Origin of the sequence: Micromonospora sp. LOL_014, from assembly GCF_048060245.1 — a bacterium.
In the GTDB taxonomy this organism is placed as follows: Bacteria; Actinomycetota; Actinomycetes; order Mycobacteriales; family Micromonosporaceae; genus Micromonospora_E.
On sequence record NZ_JBHMIP010000013.1, the window covers coordinates 22,872 to 43,131 of the forward strand.

At 69.4% G+C, this 20,260-nt stretch carries 21 protein-coding genes; 11 read left to right on the top strand and 10 right to left on the bottom strand.

Annotated elements, in window-relative coordinates; all coding sequences use genetic code 11:
- Positions 1 to 4: 4 nt before the first annotated feature.
- A complete protein-coding gene (locus ACFHW1_RS13545) occupies positions 5 to 274 on the bottom strand; it encodes a hypothetical protein (RefSeq protein WP_416553825.1) in 270 nt (89 codons plus the stop codon).
- Between the two features lie 526 nt (positions 275 to 800).
- Between ACFHW1_RS13545 and ACFHW1_RS13550 the strand changes: the two genes are divergently transcribed.
- The 9 genes from ACFHW1_RS13550 (at position 801) to ACFHW1_RS13590 (ending at position 9,533) form a co-directional block, all read left to right on the top strand.
- A complete protein-coding gene (locus ACFHW1_RS13550; RefSeq protein ID WP_416553827.1) occupies positions 801 to 2,195 on the top strand; it encodes an efflux RND transporter periplasmic adaptor subunit in 1,395 nt (464 codons plus the stop codon).
- Between the two features lie 80 nt (positions 2,196 to 2,275).
- Positions 2,276 to 3,457, top strand: a complete 1,182-nt coding sequence (locus tag ACFHW1_RS13555) for an efflux RND transporter periplasmic adaptor subunit (protein ID WP_416553829.1) — start codon at positions 2,276 to 2,278, stop codon at positions 3,455 to 3,457.
- Positions 3,454 to 4,197, top strand: coding sequence for an ABC transporter ATP-binding protein (locus ACFHW1_RS13560; protein WP_416553831.1), 744 nt, complete (start codon positions 3,454 to 3,456; stop codon positions 4,195 to 4,197). Before ACFHW1_RS13555 ends, ACFHW1_RS13560 begins: the two co-directional genes overlap by 4 nt.
- On the top strand, positions 4,185 to 5,396 hold the full coding sequence (locus ACFHW1_RS13565; RefSeq protein ID WP_416553833.1) for an ABC transporter permease: 1,212 nt from the start codon (positions 4,185 to 4,187) through the stop codon (positions 5,394 to 5,396). Before ACFHW1_RS13560 ends, ACFHW1_RS13565 begins: the two co-directional genes overlap by 13 nt.
- Before the next feature lie 11 nt (positions 5,397 to 5,407).
- A complete protein-coding gene (locus ACFHW1_RS13570; protein WP_416553835.1) occupies positions 5,408 to 5,929 on the top strand; it encodes a hypothetical protein in 522 nt (173 codons plus the stop codon).
- Positions 5,922 to 6,101, top strand: a complete 180-nt coding sequence (locus ACFHW1_RS13575) for a hypothetical protein (protein ID WP_416553837.1) — start codon at positions 5,922 to 5,924, stop codon at positions 6,099 to 6,101. Before ACFHW1_RS13570 ends, ACFHW1_RS13575 begins: the two co-directional genes overlap by 8 nt.
- A gap of 456 nt (positions 6,102 to 6,557) precedes the next feature.
- Complete coding sequence (locus ACFHW1_RS13580; protein WP_416553839.1) at positions 6,558 to 7,922, top strand: NarK family nitrate/nitrite MFS transporter; 1,365 nt, start codon at positions 6,558 to 6,560, stop codon at positions 7,920 to 7,922.
- 11 nt (positions 7,923 to 7,933) lie between these two features.
- On the top strand, positions 7,934 to 9,193 hold the full coding sequence (purD, locus tag ACFHW1_RS13585; protein WP_416553841.1) for a phosphoribosylamine--glycine ligase: 1,260 nt from the start codon (positions 7,934 to 7,936) through the stop codon (positions 9,191 to 9,193).
- 64 nt (positions 9,194 to 9,257) lie between these two features.
- Positions 9,258 to 9,533, top strand: coding sequence for a DUF2795 domain-containing protein (locus ACFHW1_RS13590; RefSeq protein ID WP_123606462.1), 276 nt, complete (start codon positions 9,258 to 9,260; stop codon positions 9,531 to 9,533).
- Between the two features lie 32 nt (positions 9,534 to 9,565).
- Here the strand turns inward: ACFHW1_RS13590 and ACFHW1_RS13595 are convergent, their stop codons facing one another.
- From ACFHW1_RS13595 to queF, 6 genes are all read right to left on the bottom strand, one after another.
- On the bottom strand, positions 9,566 to 11,146 hold the full coding sequence (locus tag ACFHW1_RS13595; protein ID WP_416553843.1) for an AMP-binding protein: 1,581 nt from the start codon (positions 11,144 to 11,146) through the stop codon (positions 9,566 to 9,568).
- A 94-nt stretch (positions 11,147 to 11,240) separates the two neighbouring features.
- Positions 11,241 to 11,693 (bottom strand): SCP2 sterol-binding domain-containing protein, encoded by a 453-nt coding sequence (locus tag ACFHW1_RS13600; RefSeq protein ID WP_282232857.1) that lies wholly within the window; start codon positions 11,691 to 11,693, stop codon positions 11,241 to 11,243.
- Between the two features lie 130 nt (positions 11,694 to 11,823).
- Positions 11,824 to 12,180, bottom strand: coding sequence for a 6-carboxytetrahydropterin synthase QueD (gene queD, locus ACFHW1_RS13605; RefSeq protein WP_416553845.1), 357 nt, complete (start codon positions 12,178 to 12,180; stop codon positions 11,824 to 11,826).
- Positions 12,180 to 12,827, bottom strand: a complete 648-nt coding sequence (queE, locus tag ACFHW1_RS13610; protein ID WP_416553847.1) for a 7-carboxy-7-deazaguanine synthase — start codon at positions 12,825 to 12,827, stop codon at positions 12,180 to 12,182. Before queE ends, queD begins: the two co-directional genes overlap by 1 nt.
- Positions 12,824 to 13,537: a 7-cyano-7-deazaguanine synthase QueC gene (gene queC, locus ACFHW1_RS13615; protein WP_416553849.1), complete on the bottom strand. Its 714-nt coding sequence runs from the start codon at positions 13,535 to 13,537 to the stop codon at positions 12,824 to 12,826. The genes queE and queC overlap by 4 nt, the downstream gene beginning before the upstream one ends.
- Before the next feature lie 232 nt (positions 13,538 to 13,769).
- On the bottom strand, positions 13,770 to 14,141 hold the full coding sequence (queF, locus tag ACFHW1_RS13620; protein WP_416553851.1) for a preQ(1) synthase: 372 nt from the start codon (positions 14,139 to 14,141) through the stop codon (positions 13,770 to 13,772).
- A 664-nt stretch (positions 14,142 to 14,805) separates the two neighbouring features.
- Between queF and ACFHW1_RS13625 the strand changes: the two genes are divergently transcribed.
- On the top strand, positions 14,806 to 15,630 hold the full coding sequence (locus ACFHW1_RS13625) for an Rmt family 16S rRNA (guanine(1405)-N(7))-methyltransferase (protein WP_416553853.1): 825 nt from the start codon (positions 14,806 to 14,808) through the stop codon (positions 15,628 to 15,630).
- A 73-nt stretch (positions 15,631 to 15,703) separates the two neighbouring features.
- Here the strand turns inward: ACFHW1_RS13625 and ACFHW1_RS13630 are convergent, their stop codons facing one another.
- The 3 genes from ACFHW1_RS13630 to ACFHW1_RS13640 form a co-directional block, all read right to left on the bottom strand.
- Entirely contained in the window at positions 15,704 to 16,483 is a 780-nt protein-coding gene (locus tag ACFHW1_RS13630) for a hypothetical protein (protein WP_416568061.1), read from the bottom strand.
- Positions 16,484 to 16,646: 163 nt separating this feature from the next.
- Positions 16,647 to 17,822, bottom strand: a complete 1,176-nt coding sequence (locus tag ACFHW1_RS13635) for a tRNA-ribosyltransferase family protein (RefSeq protein ID WP_416553857.1) — start codon at positions 17,820 to 17,822, stop codon at positions 16,647 to 16,649.
- A 95-nt stretch (positions 17,823 to 17,917) separates the two neighbouring features.
- Positions 17,918 to 18,574, bottom strand: a complete 657-nt coding sequence (locus ACFHW1_RS13640) for an IPT/TIG domain-containing protein (protein WP_416553859.1) — start codon at positions 18,572 to 18,574, stop codon at positions 17,918 to 17,920.
- 250 nt (positions 18,575 to 18,824) lie between these two features.
- Between ACFHW1_RS13640 and purB the strand changes: the two genes are divergently transcribed.
- Positions 18,825 to 20,258: an adenylosuccinate lyase gene (gene purB, locus ACFHW1_RS13645; RefSeq protein ID WP_416553861.1), complete on the top strand. Its 1,434-nt coding sequence runs from the start codon at positions 18,825 to 18,827 to the stop codon at positions 20,256 to 20,258.
- The last annotated feature ends 2 nt before the right edge of the window (positions 20,259 to 20,260 follow it).

Genomic DNA, 20,260 nt, shown 5'->3' on the forward strand with positions numbered 1-20,260 from the left:
TGGGTCACTCGGCCGGCTGCAGGGGTTCGCAGGCGGCCAGCGCCGCGGCGACGGTCGGGTCCGAGGAGTCCAGTTCGTCGGCCCACTCGACGTCGTTCTCTGCCAGGCAGTTGCGGTACGCGACGATGCCGCTGGCGTCCGTCCCGTTCTCGGTGCCGCCGCCGGGACCGCCCCGACCGCCGGGACCGCCCCGACCGCCGGGCGGTAGCTCGGACTGACACGCCTCCTGCGCCGCCGCCCAGGTGTCGTCGTCGACGTCGTCAGGTCGGAGCATGTCGCCGAATCCGCCGCCCGTCCTGCCGCCGCGCGGTTCCGCACCGCCCGGTCCCGCATCACCTGGCGCGCCGGACGGCAACCCCGACGGGAGCTGCTCCGACGGCATCCCGTTCGGGGCACCACGTCGGTAACCACCTCCGGCTTCGGGAACCTCCACGCCGTCGACCCCGTTGTCCCGCAGGCAGTCCACGTACTCCGCCATGGCTCCGGCGCCAGCTGCGGCGGTTTCGCTGTCCGAGTCCGGGTCAGACGCGCTACAGGCGACAATTAGCAGCAGGCAGATGCCTCCGGCAGCGCCCCACATCGAACGACTGAGCGCAACATGCACGATCATGCCCTCCCCATCAGATGGCCTGCGACGGACGTCGCCGGTGCGGGCGTCAGCAGAGCTGACGAACCTCCGCGTCATGTCAGGGTTTGCTGTGACCGCGCTGGGGATGGCGACCAACGCCGGGGTAGGTTCACAGGAAACGCCGAGCTGCCCCCGAGCTGGCCCTGAGCCGGTGCCGGAACACTCTCAATCCATGAAACTCGGCTCCATCAGGGCGCTGGTCAGTCGGCTGCCCGCGAGCCGGCGACTTGTCGCCGTGGCGGCCGGTGCGACGCTGATCCCGGCGGGTGCCGTCGCCTACGCGGTCGCCAGCCCGACGAGCACCGACGGCACCGTACCCGTGGCCATGACGCAGGTGGACAGAGGGACGGTCACTGTTGCGATCGCCGCGACCGGCTCGGTCGCACCGGCCGAGGACCGCCAGCTCGGCTTCGCGGTTACCGGCAGGGTGACCAGGCTGGACGTACGGCTCGGGCAGGACGTCGCCGCCGGTGACGTGCTCGCCGCCGTCGACGACAGCGACGCGGCGGCAGCTGTCGAACAGGCTGAAGAGGCGCTGACGGCAGCGCGGGAAGCCCTTGCCGAGGCGCAGGCGGACGCCCGCACGGACGGGACGGACAGCGACGTGAGCACCGGGTGCACGACGACCGCGCTGGCGGCCTGGACCGCTCCCGACCCCACCACCAGCCCGACGCCGGATGCGACTGGGTCGGCTGCCCCGGACCCGTCCCCAACTGTCGGCACCACCAGCTCGCCGGCACCTTCGCTTACCGCGTCCGTACCGTCGGAAAAGCCCACCCCGACCCCACCGGCCGCGCCGGCCAACTCGCCGGCCGCGCCCACCGGCGACCCCGGAGACCGGGCCGACGGCTCCGACAGCGGTTGCGGCACGGCGGCGGACGGGCGTTCCGGCGGTGGCGGAGCCGGATCCGGGTCAGGACCCGGGTCGTCGGCCGGGGGCGAATCCGGTGGAGACCCGGTGCTGCGGGCCCGGCAGCAGGTCACTGCGGCGCAGCTACGGCTCGCCGTCGCCGAGGACGACCTCGCCGGTACGGTGATCAGCGCTCCGATCGACGGCAAGGTGCTCGGTGTCTCCGGCGCCGTCGGCAGCACGGTACGAGCCGGTGGCACCTTCATCAGACTCGGCGCGGTCGCCGAGATGCAGGTGACCGCGAGCTTCCCCGAGGCCGACGCCGCGCGGTTGTCGGTCGGCCAGCCGGCCGTCGTCACCCTGGCCACCCGGCCGGGCGAGGAGTTCCCCGCCCACCTCGGTCAGGTCGACCCGGTGGGCAGCGTCGAGGGCCAGCTGGTGCGCTACGGCGTGATCGTCGACTTCGACGACGTCCCGGCCGGCCTGCTGGTCGGTCAGAGCGCCGGGGTACGGATCGTCGTCGACGAGGTGACCGACGTGGTACGGGTTCCGGTCACCGCGGTGAGCCGCAGCAGCGTCGGCGGCGAGGACATCGTCGCCGTGCGGGACGGGTCCGGCGTTGAGCAGCAGCGGGTGGTGAGCGTGGGCGTCCGTGGCGACCAGTACGTCGAGGTGACCGACGGGCTGGCGGTCGGCGACGAAGTGGTGGGTGGGTGATGCGATCCGCCGGTCGACTCTCAGCCGCCAACGAGCCCGCTCCGAGTCAGCGTCGAGGAAGCCATCAGAAGCTGTCCGCCATGCCTGTGCGTCGCCTCGCCGGCCTTCGCCGGCCGTTGATCCTCAATGCGGTTCTCGTCCTGGCGGTACTCGGCATGCTCGGCTGGACGTACTACACGGTGGCCGGGCCGGACACCGCCGCTGTCGCCGCCGGTTCGGCGGCAACCGCGACCGTCGTCGTCGAGCAGGCCACGGTCACGGCGACGGTCACCGCCTCCGGTTCGGTACGCAGTGCGAAGACGGCGGTCGCCGACTTCGTCACCGGCGGTACGGTCACCGAGATCCTGGTGTCCGTCGGGCAGCAGGTCGATGAGGGCGCGGTCCTCGCCCGGGTCGACGACACGGTGGCCCTGCGGGAACTGGACGCCGCGCGGGCCGACCTCGACGCCGCGCAGGACGCACTCGACACCGCAGAGGTCGCGGGCGTGTCGACGGCTGACGCCGTCGCCGCGGTGACCGAGGCGGAACTCGCGGTCGACGAGGCGCAGGCGGCCGTCGACGGCACGTCGTTGACAGCCCCGATGGCCGGTACGGTCGTTGCGGTCAACGGCAGCGTCGGCGCGTCGACCGGTGGTGGCACCGGGTCGTCGTCAGCGGGTGGTGGCACCGGGTCGTCCTCGTCGTCGGATGCCAGCGGGTTCGTGGATCTGGCCGACCTGACCCAGCTGGAGGTGACCGCCTCGGTGTCGGAAACCGATGCGACGCGGCTCGAAACCGGTCAGCCGGCGACCGTACGTTGGAACGCGCTGCCGGAAACCGAAGCCAGCGCGAGCATCGGGGTCATCGACCCGAACGCGACCACCACCAACGGCGTGGTGAGCTATCCGATCACCCTCGACCTGGACTCGCTGCCCGAAGGCGTCCGACCCGGACAGACCGTGGAAGTGACGGTGGTCGTCGGCGAGGCGGTGGACGTGCTGACCGTCAGCCCAGCCGCGCTGACCGGCACCGGCACCCGGCAGTCGGTCACCGTACTGGTCGACGGCGCACAGGTCAGCCGTACCGTCGAGGTCGGCCTGCAGGGTGACGACGCGGTGGAGATCGTCTCCGGACTGGCCGTCGGCGAACGGGTGGTGGTGGTCATCCCCACCGAGCCGGAGAGCGGGTCCGGCGGCTTCCCCGGCGGTGGCGGGTTCCCCGGTAGGGGCGGACCGGGTGCCGGTGGTTTCTCCGGCGGCGGCAGGCCGGGCGGTGGCCGGTGAGCCCGGTTCTCGACGTACGGGACGTAACCAAGGTGTACGGCGTCGGTGAGTCGTCGGTCGCCGCTCTGCGGGGCGTGTCACTGCAGGTCGACCGCGGCGAGTTCGTCGCCGTGATGGGCTCGTCCGGTTCCGGTAAGTCGACGCTGATGAACATCCTCGGCTGTCTGGACGTGCCGAGCACCGGCCGCTACCTGATCGACGGGGTGGACGTCAGCCGGCTCACCGAGCGGCAGCTCGCCATGGTCCGTAACCGCCGGATCGGCTTCGTCTTCCAGTCGTTCAACCTGATCCCGTGGAGCACCGCCGTGGCGAACGTCGAGCTGCCGCTGGCGTACGCCCGGGTCCGTCCGACCGTGCGACGTCGGCGGGCGCTGGCCGCGCTCGACCTGGTCGGGCTGGCCGGACGGGCTGGGCATCTGCCGAACCAGCTCTCCGGCGGCCAGCAGCAGCGGGTCGCCCTCGCCCGCGCGTTGGTGACCGAACCGGCGCTGGTGCTGGCGGACGAACCGACCGGCAACCTGGACAGCGCGTCCACCGAGGAGGTGCTGACCATCTTCGACCAGCTCAACGCCGACGGCCGCACCATCATGCTGATCACCCATGAACCGGAGGTGGCTGACCGGACCTGCCGGCTGCTACAGGTCCACGACGGGCGGATCGTCTCCGACGACCGACGCCACGGTGCCGGTCGGCCGGGTGCGGGCAGGTCGTACCGGGAGGTCGCCCAGTGGGGCCGGTAGAGATCATCCGCTCCGGGCTGCGCGGCATCGGCGCGAACAAGCTGCGTTCGGCGTTGACCACACTCGGCATCCTGATCGGCGTGGCTGCGGTGATCCTGCTCGTCGCCGTGGGCAACGGGTCGGCGCAGGCGGTCAACGAGCGGATCGAGGCGCTCGGCACCAACACGATCACCGTGTCGGCGTCCGGCGCTGGCGGCGCCGGGCTGACTGTCGCGGTCGCCGAGGCGCTGCGCGATCCGGTGCTCGCCCCGGACGTCCGTTCGGTGTCGCCGGTGGTGAGCACCTCGGCGACGCTTACCTACGGCGACGCCGACCACTCCGTCGGGCAGTTCGTCGGCAGCTACCCGAGCTACCTGGCGGCGTCGAATACGCCGGTCGGCGAGGGGGTCACCTTCACCGAAGTCGATGTCGCGCAGGGCCGCCGGGTGGCGCTCGTCGGGCAGACCGTGGTCGACGAGCTCTTCGCCGGGACGGATCCGCTGGGCAACCAAGTGATGGTCGACGGCACCCTGTTCACCGTGGTCGGCGTGCTCGCCGAGAAAACCTCCACCGGCGGATTGCAGGACGCCAACGACCTGGTGGTGGCGCCGTTGACTGCGGTGCGTCAGACATTGACCGGGTACGGGTCGATCAACTCAGTGCTGGTGGAGGCGGCTGGGTCGGACCGGGTCGACGCCGCGCAGGCGCAGGTCAGCGCGATCCTGGACCGCAGGCTGGCCACGGACGGCGCTGCCGGCTCCCGCGGCGTCTCCGGCGGCTCCTCGTACCGGATTCAGAACGCGTCACAGCTGCTGGAGACGCAGGCGTCGACGGCGGAGACGTTCACTGTGCTGCTCGGCGCGGTCGCGGCGATCAGCCTGCTGGTCGGCGGGATCGGCATCACCAACATCATGCTGGTGACGGTGACCGAACGGACCCGCGAAATCGGTATCCGCAAGGCGCTCGGCGCCCCACCCGGCACGATCATGGCCCAGTTTCTCGTCGAGGCGACGCTGCTCAGCGCGATCGGCGGCGGGGCGGGGGTCGCGGTCGCGGTGATCGGCAGCCGGTTCACCATCGTCGGGGTGGAGCCGGTGATCGTGCCGGGCTCGGTGCTGCTGGCGTTGGGCGTGTCGGTGGCGATCGGCCTCTTCTTCGGCAGCGTCCCGGCCCGCCGGGCGGCGAACCTGCGACCCATCGACGCCCTGCGGTACGAGTAGGTGACCGACCGATGACAACTGGTGGAGATGACGTGCGCGACGACGACGCCGAATGGCTGGCCGCAGCGACGCCTCGGCCGTGGACGAACCGGCTCACTCCGTGGCTGGTTGCCGTGCTGCTGTCGGTCGCCGGGTTCGCCGTCGGCGTGGCGGTGCCGTTCAACGACGACGACACCGGCGCGGGTGCCGGGCCCGGACTGCGCGGAGCCGGCGCCGGACAGCTCCGATCTGGGGCTGGGGAGTTCCAGCCGGGGGCGGGGCAGTTCCAGCCGGGCGGCGCGGCCGACGCGACGGGCGCCGAAGAGGTCGGCCCGCAGCCGGCAGCGGTCGGCACGGTCAAGCTGGTCGACGGCGACACGGTGTACGTGGAAACCGAGGCCGGGGAGGTGGTGATCGTGCGCACGGGTGACGGGACGGCCGTCCGGGTGCCCGGTGATCTTGAGGGGTTGGCCGTCGGCGTGCCGGTGTCGGTGGCTGGCGAAACCGCGACGGACGGCACCGTCACCGCCGAGTCGATCTTAGCCGGTGACTGACGGCCGAGATCCGCGCCAGCGGGCTGCGCACATCCAACGCGACGGCACCTTCTCGGTGGTGCCGCAGATGAAGGGCGGCTGCACCACCGTGGCCCAGCTGCGCCGGATCGCCGACGTGGCCCGAGAAACACCAGGTGCCGCTGGTCAAACTGACCGGCGGTGTTCCGGCTGACGTCGGGGCAGTTGCGTGCGGTGTCGGCGGTCTGCCCGCAATGCCGGCGGCCCGCTCGCCGACGGGCTGATCGACGCCGAGGTGATGATCTAACCGCTGTACCAGCACGTCTTCGAGTTGGCGACCGGATGCTCCCGCAGCGGGCAGCCGCCGTTGCGCAAGCTACCCGGTCCGGCAAGACCCGGCCGGCACGATGTGGGTGTCGGTGCCGGCGGCACGGGTTTCGACACCGCCCGCCGGTGGCGACGGCCGCGATCTCACAACGTCGGGGCCGGATCGGTGCGAACCATGACCACGCCCCGACATCACCGTTTTCTACGCCAGGAAACATTCGGTTCATAGCCTGACTGCCCAATGCCACCCCGGTAGACGCCCGATCATCGCCGATCCGGAAACGTCGCTCGGCAGCATCTCGATCGCCACCCTACGGCACCCGATGGCTAAGGAGCCAACCTGATGGCCAACGAGACAGTCAACGCGGAGACCATCGAGACCCGCCCCCAGGATAACCGGAAACGGTGGATCGCCCATTGGGAGCCGGAGGACCCCACGTTCTGGCGTACGGTCGGCCGGCCGGTGGCCCGGCGCAACCTCATCTTCTCCATCTTTGCCGAACACATCGGTTTCTCGGTGTGGCTGCTCTGGAGCATCGTGGTGGTGCGGCTGAGCAGCGCCGGGTGGGACCTCAGCGTCAGCCAGACGCTCTGGCTGACCGCCGTACCCAGCGGTGTCGGGGCGTTCCTGCGGCTGCCGTACACCTTCGCGGTGCCGATCTTCGGCGGCCGCAACTGGACGGTCGTCTCCGCCCTGCTGCTGATCATCCCGTGCGCCGGTCTCGCCTGGGCGGTCAACAATCCGGAAATTGGGTACGGCACCCTTCTGGTGATCGCCGCGACAGCCGGATTCGGCGGCGGAAACTTCGCATCCAGCATGGCCAACATCTCGTTCTTCTACCCGGAACGGGAAAAGGGCTGGGCGCTCGGCCTGAACGCTGCCGGCGGCAACGTCGGCGTCGCGGTGGTGCAGTTCCTGGTGCCGAAGGTGATCGTGCTCGGCGGTGGGCTGGCGTTGTCCCGGGCCGGTCTGATGTACATCCCGCTGGCGGTCATCGCGGCGGTCTGCGCCTACCTCTACATGGACAACCTCGCCGAGGCGAAAGCGGACGTCGAACCGGTCTGGTCGTCGCTGCGCCACCCCGACACCTGGATCATGTCGCTGCTCTACATCGGCACGTTCGGCTCGTTCATCGGCTACTCGGCGGCGTTCCCGACCCTGCTGAACGCGGTGTTCAACCGGCCGGACATCGCGCTCGGCTGGGCGTTCCTCGGCGCCGGGATCGGCTCGGTCGCCCGGCCGCTCGGCGGCCGGCTCTCCGACCGGATGGGCGGCGCCCGGGTGACCGCGGCCAGCTTCGTCGTCCTCGCCGCCGGCGCCTACGCGGCCCTGTGGGCGGTGCAGCAGCAGAACCTCGGCGTCTTCTTCATCAGCTTCATGGTGCTGTTCGTCGCCACCGGCATCGGCAACGGGTCGACGTACCGGATGATCTCGAAGATCTTCCGGGTGAAGGGTGAGGACCGGGGCGGCTCTGCGGAGACGATGCTGCGGATGCGCCGGGAGGCGGCCGGCGCGCTCGGCATCATCTCGTCGGTCGGCGCATTCGGCGGCTTCCTGGTGCCGATCTGCTATGCCTGGGCCAAGTCGACATACGGCAACATCGAGCCGGCGCTGCGCTTCTACGTCGTGCTGTTCGTGGTGATGCTGGCCGTCACCTGGTTCGCCTATCTGCGGCGGGGTTCCCGGATGGCGCAGGCCGGCGTCTAGGATCGGCCGTTGTGCGCGTACTTCTCATCGGCAGTGGCGGACGCGAGCACGCGCTCGCGTCCAGCCTGGCCGCCGACCCCGCCGTCGACCAGTTGATCGCAGCTCCGGGCAATCCGGGCATCGCGGAGGTGGCCGAGCTGCGCCCGGTCACCGCCACCGACCCGCAGGCGGTCGCCGCGCTCGCCGTCGAGGTGGCGGCCGACCTGGTCGTGGTCGGCCCGGAGGCGCCGCTGGTCGCCGGGGTCACCGACGCGGTACGCGCCAAGGGCATCGCCTGCTTCGGGCCGTCCGGTGCGGCTGCCGTTCTGGAAGGCTCGAAGAGCTTCGCCAAGGACGTGATGGCCGCCGCCGGGGTGCCGACCGCCCGCGCCGTGACCTGCCGGAGCGCCGACGAGGTGGCCGCTGCGCTGGACGCGTTCGGCACCCCGTACGTGGTGAAGAACGACGGGCTGGCCGCCGGCAAGGGGGTGGTGGTGACCGACGACCGCGCCGCCGCCCTCGCCCACGCCGACTCCTGCGGGCAGGTGGTGGTCGAGGAGTACCTGGTCGGGCCGGAGGTGTCGCTGTTCGTCGTCACCGACGGCACGGCGGCGGTGCCGCTGCTGCCCGCCCAGGACTTCAAGCGCGTCAGCGTCGGCGACACCGGCCCGAACACCGGCGGCATGGGTGCGTACGCGCCGTTGCCGTGGGCGCCGCCGGACCTGGTCGACCAGGTGATGGCCGAGGTGGTGCACCCGACGCTGGCCGAGATGCGCCACCGGGGCACCCCGTTCGCCGGGCTGCTCTACGTCGGGCTGGCGGTCACCGCCGCCGGCCCCCGGGTGATCGAGTTCAACGCCCGGTTCGGCGACCCGGAGACCCAGGTGGTGCTGGCGCTGCTGGAGACCCCGCTGGCCGGCCTGCTGCACGCGGCGGCGACCGGTACGCTCGCCGACCACCCGCCGCTGCGCTGGCGGGACGGGGCAGCGGTGACCGTGGTGCTCGCGTCGGCCGGCTACCCGGCAGCGGCCCGCACCGGCGACGTGATCACCGGCGACGCGATCTCCGGTGCCGGGCAGGCCGGGATCAGCCACGCCGGCACCGCCCACGACGCCACGGGGCAGTTGGTCTCGGCCGGTGGTCGGGTGCTCAGCGCCACCGGCGTCGGTGCCGACCTGGCCGACGCGCGGGACGCCGCGTACCGGCTGCTGGCCGGGGTCGACCTGCCCGGCGGGCACTTCCGGACGGACATCGCCCTGGCCGCCGCCGAAGGTCGGATCACCCTGCCCTGACCCGGGTGCCGGATCACCCCGTGCCGGGCGGATAGCGGGCCGCCCGGCGGGTACGCCCCGGCGCATGGGGACGAGCTACCAGGACGTACTGGACAGTCTGAACGAGCTGGACTTTCCCGCCGACAAGGAACAGATCGTCGCGGAGGCGCGGCGGGTCGGCGCCAGCCCCGGCGTGGTACGCGCGTTGCGCGGCCTGCCGCCGGTCGAGTACGCCAACCGTACGGAGGCGGCCCGCTCGGCGCACATCGACGCCGCGCCGGAGCAGGACCCGGCCCAGCGGGCGGCGCGGGCGCGGTTCCGGGACCACCAGCGGGTGGCGCAGCATCTGCGCCAGCCGTGAGTGCCGGGGTTCACCAAGTCCGGGCCGGGGGGTCAGCTGCCCGAGGGCCGGGGCAGGTCCCGGGTGACCACCTTGCCGGCGGCGTTGCGCGGCAGCGCCGACAGGAAGATCACATGCCGGGGGACGGCGAACCGGGCGCGGTAGCGGCGCACGTACTCCCGGACCGCCTCGGCGTCGAGCGTCTCCTGCGGATGCAGCACCAGGTACGCGGCGAGCCGCTGGCCGTACTCCGCGTCGGGCAGGCCGACCACCGCGGCCTCGCGTACCTGCGGTAGCTGAGCCAGCAGGTCGGCGACGTCGGACGGGAAGATGTTCTCCCCGCCGGAGACGATCATGTCGTCGGCCCGGCCGCCGACGAAGAGCAGCCCGTCGGCGTCGACGTGGCCGAGGTCGCCGGTGCCGAGCAGCCCGTGCCGGCGTTCGGCCATGCCGTCGTCGCTGGTGGTGTAGCCGTCGAAGAGCAGCTCGTTACCGACGAAGATCTGCCCGACCTGCCCGGTCGGCACCGGTTCGCCGTCCGGCCCGAGCACCGCCAGCCGGGTGCCGTACGGCGGCCGGCCGGCGGTGTTCGGTGCCCGGCGCAGGTCGGCCGGGGTGGCGATGGCAGCCCAGGAGACCTCGGTCGACCCGTACAGGTTGTAGAGCACGTCGCCGTACCGGTCCATGAACCGGGTGGCGATGCCGCCGCCGAGCGCCGAGCCGCTGACCGCGACCACCCGCAGCCCGGTCGGCTGCCGCCGAGGCTCCGGTACGTCGTGCAGCAGCCGTTGCAGCATCACCGGCACGGCGAACAGCGCGGTGCAGTCGTGCCGGTCGACGGCGGCCAGCGCGGCTGCCGGCTCGAATCGTCGGTGCAGCACCACCGTGGCCCGCAGCGCGAACGCGATCTGCAGGGCGGCGTACCCCCAGGTGTGGAAGACCGGCGTGGCGATCATGATCCGGTCGTGGACCCGCAGCGGGATCCGGTCGATGATCGACGCCAGCGGTCCGAAGCCGGTCGGGGTCCGTCGCCGGGCGCCCTTCGGGGTGCCGGTGGTGCCGGAGGTGAGCACGATGGTGCGGCCGTCGCGGCGCGGTGGCTCCAGCCGGGTGTCCGTCGGTGCGTCGCGCAGCAGCTGCGCGACCCGGGTCTCGTCGACCCGGACCACCGCGGTGTCGACCTCGACGACCTGTTCGCCGAACTCGCGGTCGTGCAGCAGCACCCGCAGCCGCTGCTCGTCGGCGACGGCGGCGAGCTGCGGCCCGGCCAGCCCGGGGTGCAGCAGGACGGTGTCCGCGCCGAGCAGCCCGGCGGCGACCATCGCGGTCACCATGTCGGGGTGGTTGCGGCAGAGCAGGCCGATCCGGTCCCCGGCGGAGACGTCCAGCGCGGTACGCAGCGCGCCCGCCAACCGCTCGGCGCGGTCCAGCAGCTCCCGGTAGGTCAGCTGTTGTTCGCCGTCGTCGATGAGCGCGACCCGGCGTGGATCGCGGGCGGCGGCCTGGCGCAGTTCGCCGACGAGGGTGAACCCCCAGCGACGCAGTGCGGCGAATTGGGCGACGGTCCGCACCGGCGAGCCGGGGGTGAGCACCCCGCGTCGGGTCAGCGTGGAAATCAGGAACGGCAGGTCCACCGGCACACACCCCCAGCTGCGGGCGTGACCGGTCGGAGGGATGGTCGACCCCGCTGATACAGGACACGTATCAGGCGGGGCTACGGATCGGTGGTCAGCTCTTGGGGATGTCGAACAGGTTGGGGATCTGGGCGGCGAGTCCGAGATCGCCCTTAGCCTTGAGTTTGCCGGTCATGAACATCATCATCGGGTTCGCGGTGCCGGCGACGACCTTGAGGAAGTCGACCGGTCCGAGGGTCAGGCTCAGTCGCGGTTCGCGCTCGGCGGCCGGGGATACCACGCAGGTGCCGTTGTCGACGACGATCTCGTAGGTGTCGGTGCCGCCGTCCGGCCGGCCGGTGATGTTCCAGTGGATCACCGCGCTGGTGGCACCGGCTTTCTCCGGACGGAACAGGACGGGCATCCGGTTGAACACCTCGTCGAGGACCTTGCCGCGCAGGTCGCCCTGCATCACCTCGGCGATCTTGGAATCCGGGGTGGTCTTGACCAGCTTGCTGAACTCCTTCGCGTCGATGGACGCGAAGTTGGCCGGGTCGAACTCGGTCATCAGATACCCTCCAGATCGGAACGTCGGGCCTACCTTAGCGTAATGTTACGCGTCGGTAGGTTCGGCCGGTGGGGCCTGACGCGGACCCCAGCCGCTGCGGTGGCCCGACCACCCGTAGAGTCGGGCGTGCTCAGTCCTCGCCTCGGTAGACGCAGCCGGAGGTGCAGGTTTCCCGAACCACCACCGCCGACAACGGCAACTGACCGGCAAGTCGTTGCCAGATCCATCGGGCCAGCACTTCGCTCGTCGGATTCTCCAGTCCGGCAATCTCGTTGAGGTAGTGGTGGTCGAGTTGGTCGCGGACCGGCGCGAACGCCTGCTTGAGGTCGCCGAAGTCGATCACCCAACCGGTTTGCGCTCCGACCTGGCCACTGACGTGCACGGCGACCCGGTACGAGTGTCCGTGCAGGCGGGCGCACTTGTGGCCTTCGGGTACGTACGGCAGCCGGTGTGCGGCCTCGAAGGTGAACTCCCGGAAGATCTCCATCAGGCAATCCCAATGTATTTGTGGGTCTGTAAACTCAAACGCCACTGTGGATTATCTAGGCAGTACCGCACCGCAGCCGCAGTATTGGCGACTCGATTCGGCCCGTCCATCGGCTGCAGTAGAAAATGGTTGAAGTCGAGGTGCTCGAAGCGAGCCGGGTCGGCCTCTGGCTGGGGAAAGACCAGCTTCAAGTCGTCACCTCGGGTGAGTACGACACTCGCGCCAGCCTTGGGACTGACACAGATCCAGTCGATGCCCGCAGGTGCGGGCAGAGTGCCGTTGGTCTCGACCGCGACCTCGAAGCCTGCTTCGTGCAGGGCGGTCACAGCCGTCTCGTCCAGCTGCAACAGTGGTTCGCCGCCGGTGCAGACCACGTACCGTCGGCTGCGGGGGTGCGCCCGCCCTTGCCAAGCCTCTGCGACGGCGGCGGCCAGCTCGACGGCGGACGAGAACCGCCCGCCCCCAATGCCGTCGGTGCCGACGAAGTCGGTGTCGCAGAATTGGCAGATCGCACGATGTCGATCGCGTTCTCGCCCGGTCCAGAGGTTGCAACTGGTGAAGCGGCAAAAGACTGCGGGGCGACCGGCGTGCGTACCCTCGCCCTGGAGTGTGTAAAAGATCTCCTTGACCCGGTACACGCCGATCATCCGTCGCCGGAGATGGCAGGGTCGATCATGCCGAGCTCGGCGAAACCGCGTTGACGGAGCAGGCAGGAGTCGCAACTGCCACAGGCCCGGTCGTCGATCGGGTCGTAGCAGCTGTGTGTCCAGGCGAAGTCGACTCCCAGCTCCAGGCCCCGCTGGATGATTGCGGCCTTGCTCAGCCGGATCAGTGGGGTGTGGATGCGCAACCGCTGTTGCCCCTCGACGCCGGCCTTGGTGGCAAGATTGGCCATTGCTTCGTACGCAGCGATGTACTCCGGGCGGCAGTCCGGGTAGCCGCTGTAGTCCAGCGCGTTGACCCCGAGGAATATGTCTGAGGCGTTCAGGGTCTCAGCCCAGGCCAGCGCAAACGACAGGAAGATCGTGTTGCGCGCCGGTACGTACGTTACCGGGATGGTGTCATCCATCTCGTCGGTGCTGGTGCGGTGTGGTACCGCGAGCGCGTCGTCGGTCAGTGCCGACCCGCCGAAGGCCCGCAGATCGATGTCGGCGACGATGTGCTGGGCCGCGCCGAGTGCCTTCGTCACGCGGGCGGCGGCGTCAAGCTCGACGGTGTGTCGCTGCCCGTACCGGAAACTGAGCGTGTGGGTCCGGTAGCCCTCGTGTATCGCGATCGCGAGCGCCGTCGTGGAGTCGAGGCCACCGCTGAGCAGCACAACGGCATTACGCGTCCCTGCCGGCAGGTGCTCCGTCACCTTCCACCCCCGTCCGTTGGCATCGGTCTAGCCAGCTGGCAAGCATACCCAGCGTGCCGCCGGAGCCCCGATCAGGGCCAGCGTTCCGGTAGGGATCGGAGTCCTCGTATCAGTCCATTCGAGTAGGGTGTTGTGCCGTTGATGGCCAAGAGGGAATCCCCGTTCCTTGAGGGCAGGGAGGAAGCCAAGTGTTGTGGGCGTCCAGGAAGGCCCTTCATCAGGCGGCCGTGACTCAGCGCCGGTAGGTGCTCGACGCTGCTAGCGCGATGCCGCCGCGGACGTTGAAGTCAACCGTGACCTTGAGAAAGATGGGATCGAGTGCGGCTACCAGATCATCCCGCATCCTCGTGGCCAGGTGCTCGTGGAAGATGCCTTCATCCCGGAAGGTCTCCAGGTAGAGCTTGAGGCTCTTGGTCTCCACACCCCGGTCACCCGGACGGTAGTCGATCCGGATGGTCGCCCAGTCCGGCTGCCCCGTGATGGGGCAGCGGCAGGTGAACTCCCGGCAGTCAATCGTGATCTCCTGCGAGCTGTCCGTAATCGGAAAGGTATCGAGTGTTCCGTCAGGCTTGGCCTGCGCCTGCCCAAGCTTAGTCAGCGCCATGGACCGATCATAGGCTCTGCCGTAATGCGCCCATTTTGCTCCTAACCTCGGCCGCCGCGTGCAGCATGTCCGGTACGTCCACCGTCTTGACTGACAGCAGAGAGTTATGAGTCCCACACCGCCCAATCGAAGGTGACCCGCGTGGCCCACTGGCAAGTGGGACACGTCCGGGAGATCGTGTCGCCGTAGGGTTCCGGATCGCCGACCAGTCGTCGGCGGCACGCGCCCGCTACGAACACTCGCATTGCGATGGCGAAGCTGCTGACCACAGGGCCTACCCCGGGGAACCTGTCGTACGGCAACTCCTCGCTGCTGGTGACCCAAGGCAGCTACCCGCACCCGAGGTTATGATCTTGCTAGTTTCGAAGCCGGGTGGCAGCGTCACGTACCGTGGTGCTGCACGGGGAAGGTCGGAGGTGATTTTCGGGATGAGCCTGGGGGAAATCTGCTCACTCCCCCGGTCCGCTCTGGGCGGTGGAGATCCCGAAGAGAGGTGGTACCAGGATTCTGGGAATTCCCAACGCGGTCAGCCGGGTGGCGCAAATCGCTGCGGTACTGACGCCGGAGCCCGACGAAACTTTGACCTGTCGGAGCAGGAGAACCCCGGAGGGCGGTTCGATCTCTCCGTTGATCACTATCGTTTTCCTGCACTATGGACCGAGCAATGACGCGATCTGCGGGCGACGAGCGAGTCGACGAGATTGTGCAGGCCATTGTGAAGAGTCGGCGCTACCAGACGGTGGCTCCAGTCACCGTGCGACGTCTGGCCAGAGCCGCTCTCGTCGCGGCTCGGGGCGATGTTTCCGATGCGGTGAAACGGACCAAGCGCGGACTACATGAGATTTACGGTGCGTTTTTGCCGCCCAAGCCGCCCAACTATGCAGCGTTACTCAGCCAGATCGAATCTGCCGTTGACACCGGAGATGACGAAGCGCTACAGGGAGCCCTCCGACGTGCGATGTCGGTGCATCTATCCACCCGGGAGCGGCTGCCACACCTGGCGGGGTTCTACCAAGAAGTTTTCCGTGACCTGCCCGAGCCGAGTACGGTGCGTGACTTGGCCTGTGGCCTCAGTCCGCTAGCTGTGCCGTGGATGGGTCTACCCGAGCAGGCCATGTACGTCGCGTCCGACATCGACGCCCGCCTGATCGACTTCGTGGGTTCCGTGCTGACGAGATTGGGTGTACAACACCGGGTGGGGGTGGCTGATATTCTTGAGGATCGGGTTCACGAGCCAATCGATGTCACGCTACTTCTGAAGACCTTGCCCTGCCTGGAAACTCAGCGCCGGGGATCCGGTTGGGAAGCGATCGACCTCGTCAACTCGCCGATTATCGTGATAACCTTTCCGACCAGATCTCTTGGTCGGCGGTCGAAAGGGATGTTTCAGACCTATTCGCGAAGCTTTGAGTCGCAGGTCCGGGAGCGGTCATACAGCTTCCGGCAACTGGAGATTGGCAACGAGCTGGTCTACGTCATTCAGAAGTAGCTTTTGCCTGATTTTTCAGAAGACCTGAAACGAGCGAATTCGCGGCTCAAGGCGGACCGATACCACCTGGGTCTTACCCCTTGTGGATCGCTATCAGCTCCTCCGACGCCAGGCTGGCCCGTGAAAAGCGCCAACCCCGATCGCGGGCCAGCGCGGAGAGCTCTTCGACATGTCGAGAAACGAAGACCGCGGCTCGACCGTTCATGGCCCGGGTAGGGAACGAAACCACCACATCGCGGCAGTCCAGTCGGTCGATCAGCGCCTGCCCGGCACCCGTACGGCGTCCCTCCAGGCAGTGGTACGTCTTCAGTAGTAGCGCCAGGTCCGCGCTCACCGGCCGGCCGTCGGCGAGCACATCCTCGTGCTGGACCTCGCAGTCCGGGTAGGTCCGCGCCAGAAACGCGTTACCCAACGCGACGAACGACGCGTTGAAGTCGTAGCCGACGTACCGGGCCTCGCTGACCTGCCTCAACCAGGGCAGGGTGAACGGGTTCAGCGCGCACGCGAGGTCCGCCACCGTCCGTGGCGGCGGTACCAGTCCGAACAGGATGGGGTAGAAGTCGTCGAGGTCGGGCAGACGCTCGGCGGTGGAAAAGTGGCCACCCAGCATCTGCCGGCACCAGTCCCGCCGGCCCTGCGGATCGTCGAGATCGGCTCGGTCGACGGCCCGTCGTAGCGCCGGTGGCCGGGCGGTGAGCAGATGCAACGCAGCCACTTTGTGTAACCGGGCCCGGACCCGTCGTTCCAGCTCGGTCGGGTCGCCAGTGCCCCGCCCTTCGCGCCGCACCAGGTCGACAATGGTCTCCGGATGGATGTCGCGGTACTTGGCGGCCGAGGTGAGCCGGGCGATCACCTTGTCGACGGCGGGAGGCTCGGCCGTTCGTGCTGTTGACGTGGCGATGCCCGGTGGGTGGGCACCGGCTCGGCCTAGCGGGTGGTGACCTGCTGGCCGCAGGCTGGCCAGTGATTGATCGTGGTCCGGCGCTGGGTCCGGTGGAGGTGTGGTCACCGGTCGGTCATCCCTGCCCGCCCGGCTCGGGTGCGGCGGGTCCGGCCATCTGGCCGGACCGAATCATCTCCAGCAGGCGGGTGTAGAAGCGAAGATTGTGCAGGGTGGCGAGCCGGTCCGCCAGTCCGTCCTTCACCCGGAACAGGTGGTGCAGATAGCTGCGGCTGTACCTCTGGCAGGTCGGACAGTCGCAGGTCGGGCAGATTGGCTGGTCCTTGCGGGAATTCTCCTCGTCGAGGATGTAGATGTTCTGGTAGAAGCTCCGATCCGGAGTGAGCTGCCGGCTGGCGATATCAGGTTTGAACGCGTAGAGGCGGCCGTGTCGGGCGTCGCGAGTTGGGAGCGTGCAGTCAAAGATCCATCGAGTGTCGAGTTCGCAGAGGGCGACCAGATGCTCGGGCCGGCCGACTCCGAGGGCGAACAGCGGCGCGTCGGGCGGAGTGCTCCGGGCGAGCAGGGTGAACATGTCACGCTCCAACTCGCCGGCGGAGTTCAGCGGCCAGCCGCCGAATCCGAACCCCTGCGCCCCCGACTCGACGAGGGCGTCGACGCAGCGTTGCCGCAGGGTCGGATCGGTACCGCCTTGGACCACCCCGACCAACAGGGGCGGCTCCGAGGTCCGGCGCTGCCGACATTGGAGGTCGTACGCCTGTCGGGCCTGCCGGAACCAGCGGATCGTGCGCTCGGTGGAGGCGAGTTGCTGAGCCGGGGAGTCCTCCGGACCGGTGCAGTCATCGAGGGCGATCACCACGTCGGATCTGAGGCCGAATTGCCATTCGATGACCTTTTCTGGGGTGAGTACGATCTTCTTCGTGTCGGGCGATTCTTGAAAAGTCACCCCGTTCGATCGGATTGATCCTGTCTGACCCCGTTTGCGGATGAGAGAGAGTATCTGGAACCCGCCGGAGTCAGAGACGATCACACCGTCCCAGGCCATGAAATGGTGTAGCCCGCCGGCCCGTCGGACGGCCTGGAGCCCGGGGCGCTGGGCCAGGTGCATGGCGTTCACCATCACCGCCTGGATCCCCACTGCTGCCAGGTCACGGCTGTCGACCGCGCGGACCGAGGCCCGCGTGCCGTCGGGTAGGAACGTTGGCAGAGCGATCGAACCGTGAACGGTCTCCAGTCGGTGCCCGGTCTGGGATGGGTGCCCAGCGGGAGCGGCAGGGTCTGCGGAGATCATCAGGTCGCAGCTCCTCGATCGCGGCAGACGGCTTCCCTACGATACGCGACCCGCCGGACACCATCTCAGCCGCCATCTTGTCAAAGAAGCCAAATTCACCTCTTGTCGACGTCGCCGATCCGTCTCGTCTCTGGGTCGAGTTGTCCGCCGGCGGCGAACCGCAGGGCGGCACCAACCAGGATCGCCAGAAGGCCGCTGACAACGAGCGGGCCCAGCGTGCGCCCAGTGACCGGAAGACCGTGATCCGATGCCCCGTAGCCTGGTCCGCCGGTTACCAGTGGCCCTTCCCCGAGGTACCGGAAAGCCATCTCGTTGGAGGTACCGGCCGGGGTGCTGACGGAAATCGTCGTCGCGCCGCCCTCGCAGGCGGGAGCTGGGAAGGTCAACACGTTTAACGCGCCACCGACCGTGACGACCGCCGGCCCGAGCGTCCGGCCGCAGACTGTCACCCGGGTCTGCCCGGGGATGAAGCTGGTACCGCTGACCGTCGCCGTCGTACCGCCGGCGGCGGTACCCTCACCGGGGTTCACCGAGTCGATCCAGGGCGTGGCATCGCTGCGATACGCGGAGCCGATGAGCGCTTCGACGCCCGTAGGTCCTGGTGGAGCCGGGTCGGACGGTTGCGCTGGCCACGCGTACGCCGCCTCGGCAACGGTCGCCGTGGCGACGGGTCCGTCTCCTTCCGCCGCCGTGACCGGCCCGGACGGCGCCAGGCTGGCGAGTGCGCCGGCCAGAGCTGCGACGGCGAGCATGGATGTATCGCGGCGTGTGGTGGTACGCACAGTTCCTCGTCTCGGACTTCGGCCTCACCGACCCAGGTGGGGATGCGACTCGCACCGTCGGGCAGGAGCAGGAGCGGCGTGGCCGGAAGAATCCGGCAACGACAGGCTGAACGACGGAAAATGCGGCCAGTTACGCAATTGTCCCTAGATCCGCCAGATCAGTCAGATTGCCACCGGCTGCCCGGCGGGGCCGGCAGGCCGGCGTGTCAGACTGCCGTACGTGACATCGCGCCCGCAGATCCCCAACGTGCTCGCCGCCCGGTACGCCTCCACCGAGCTCGCCGCTCTCTGGTCCCCGCAGGAGAAGATCCGGCTGGAACGGCGACTCTGGCTCGCCGTCCTGCGCGCCCAGCGCGACCTCGGCATCGCCGTGCCCGATGGGGTGATCGAGGCGTACGAACGGGTCGTCGACCAGGTCGACCTGACCGCCATCGCCGAGCGCGAGCGGGTCACCCGGCATGACGTCAAGGCCCGGATCGAGGAGTTCAGCGCGCTCGCCGGCCATGAGCACATCCACAAGGGGATGACCTCCCGGGACCTGACCGAGAACGTCGAACAGCTGCAGATCCGGGCATCGCTGGAGCTGATCCGCGACCGGGTCGCCAGCACCCTGGCCCGGCTGGCCCGGCTCGCCGTCGAGCACACCGACCTGGTCCTCGCCGGCCGCTCACACAACGTCGCTGCCCAGGCCACCACGCTGGGCAAGCGGTTCGCGTCGGCGGCCGAGGAGCTGCTCATCGCGTACGAACGGTTGACCGACCTGATCGACCGCTACCCGCTGCGCGGCGTCAAGGGGCCGGTCGGCACGGCCGCCGACCAGCTGGACCTCTTCGACGGTGACGCCGCCAAGGTCGCCGAGCTGGAGCGCCGGGTCGCCGGTCACCTCGGCTTCCGGCGGGTGCTGGACAGCGTCGGCCAGGTCTACCCCCGCTCCCTCGACCTGGACGTGCTCTCCGCCCTGGCCCAGGTCGCCGCCGCCCCGTCCTCGCTGGCCACCACCATCCGGCTGATGGTCGGCCACGAGCTGGTCACCGAGGGTTTTCGGCCCGGGCAGGTCGGCTCCAGCGCCATGCCGCACAAGATGAACACCCGATCCAGCGAGCGGGTCAACGGGCTGGCCGTGGTGATCCGGGGCTACCTGTCGATGGTCGGCGAGCTGGCCGGCGACCAGTGGAACGAGGGCGACGTCTCGTGCTCGGTGGTGCGCCGGGTGGCGCTGCCGGACGCGTTCTTCGCCGCCGACGGGCTGTTCCAGACCTTCCTCACCGTGCTCGACGAGTTCGGCGCGTACCCGGCGGTGGTCGCCCGGGAACTCGACCGCTATCTGCCCTTCCTGGCCACCACCCGGATTCTCGTCGCGGCGGTGCGCGGCGGTGTCGGCCGGGAGGTAGCGCACGAGGTGATCAAGGAGCACGCGGTCGCGGTGGCGCTGGCCATGCGGGAGCAGGGTGCCGCCGACAACGACCTGTTCGACCGGCTCGCCGCCGACGGGCGGCTCGGGTTGAGCCGGGACGAGATCGCAATGGTGGTCGCCGACCGGGCTGGCTTCGTCGGCGCCGCGCCGTCGCAGGTGCGGGCGGTGGCGGACCGGGTGGCCGCGGTGGTCGCCGACCACCCGGTGGCCGCCGCCTACCAGCCGGCCCCGATCCTGTAGAC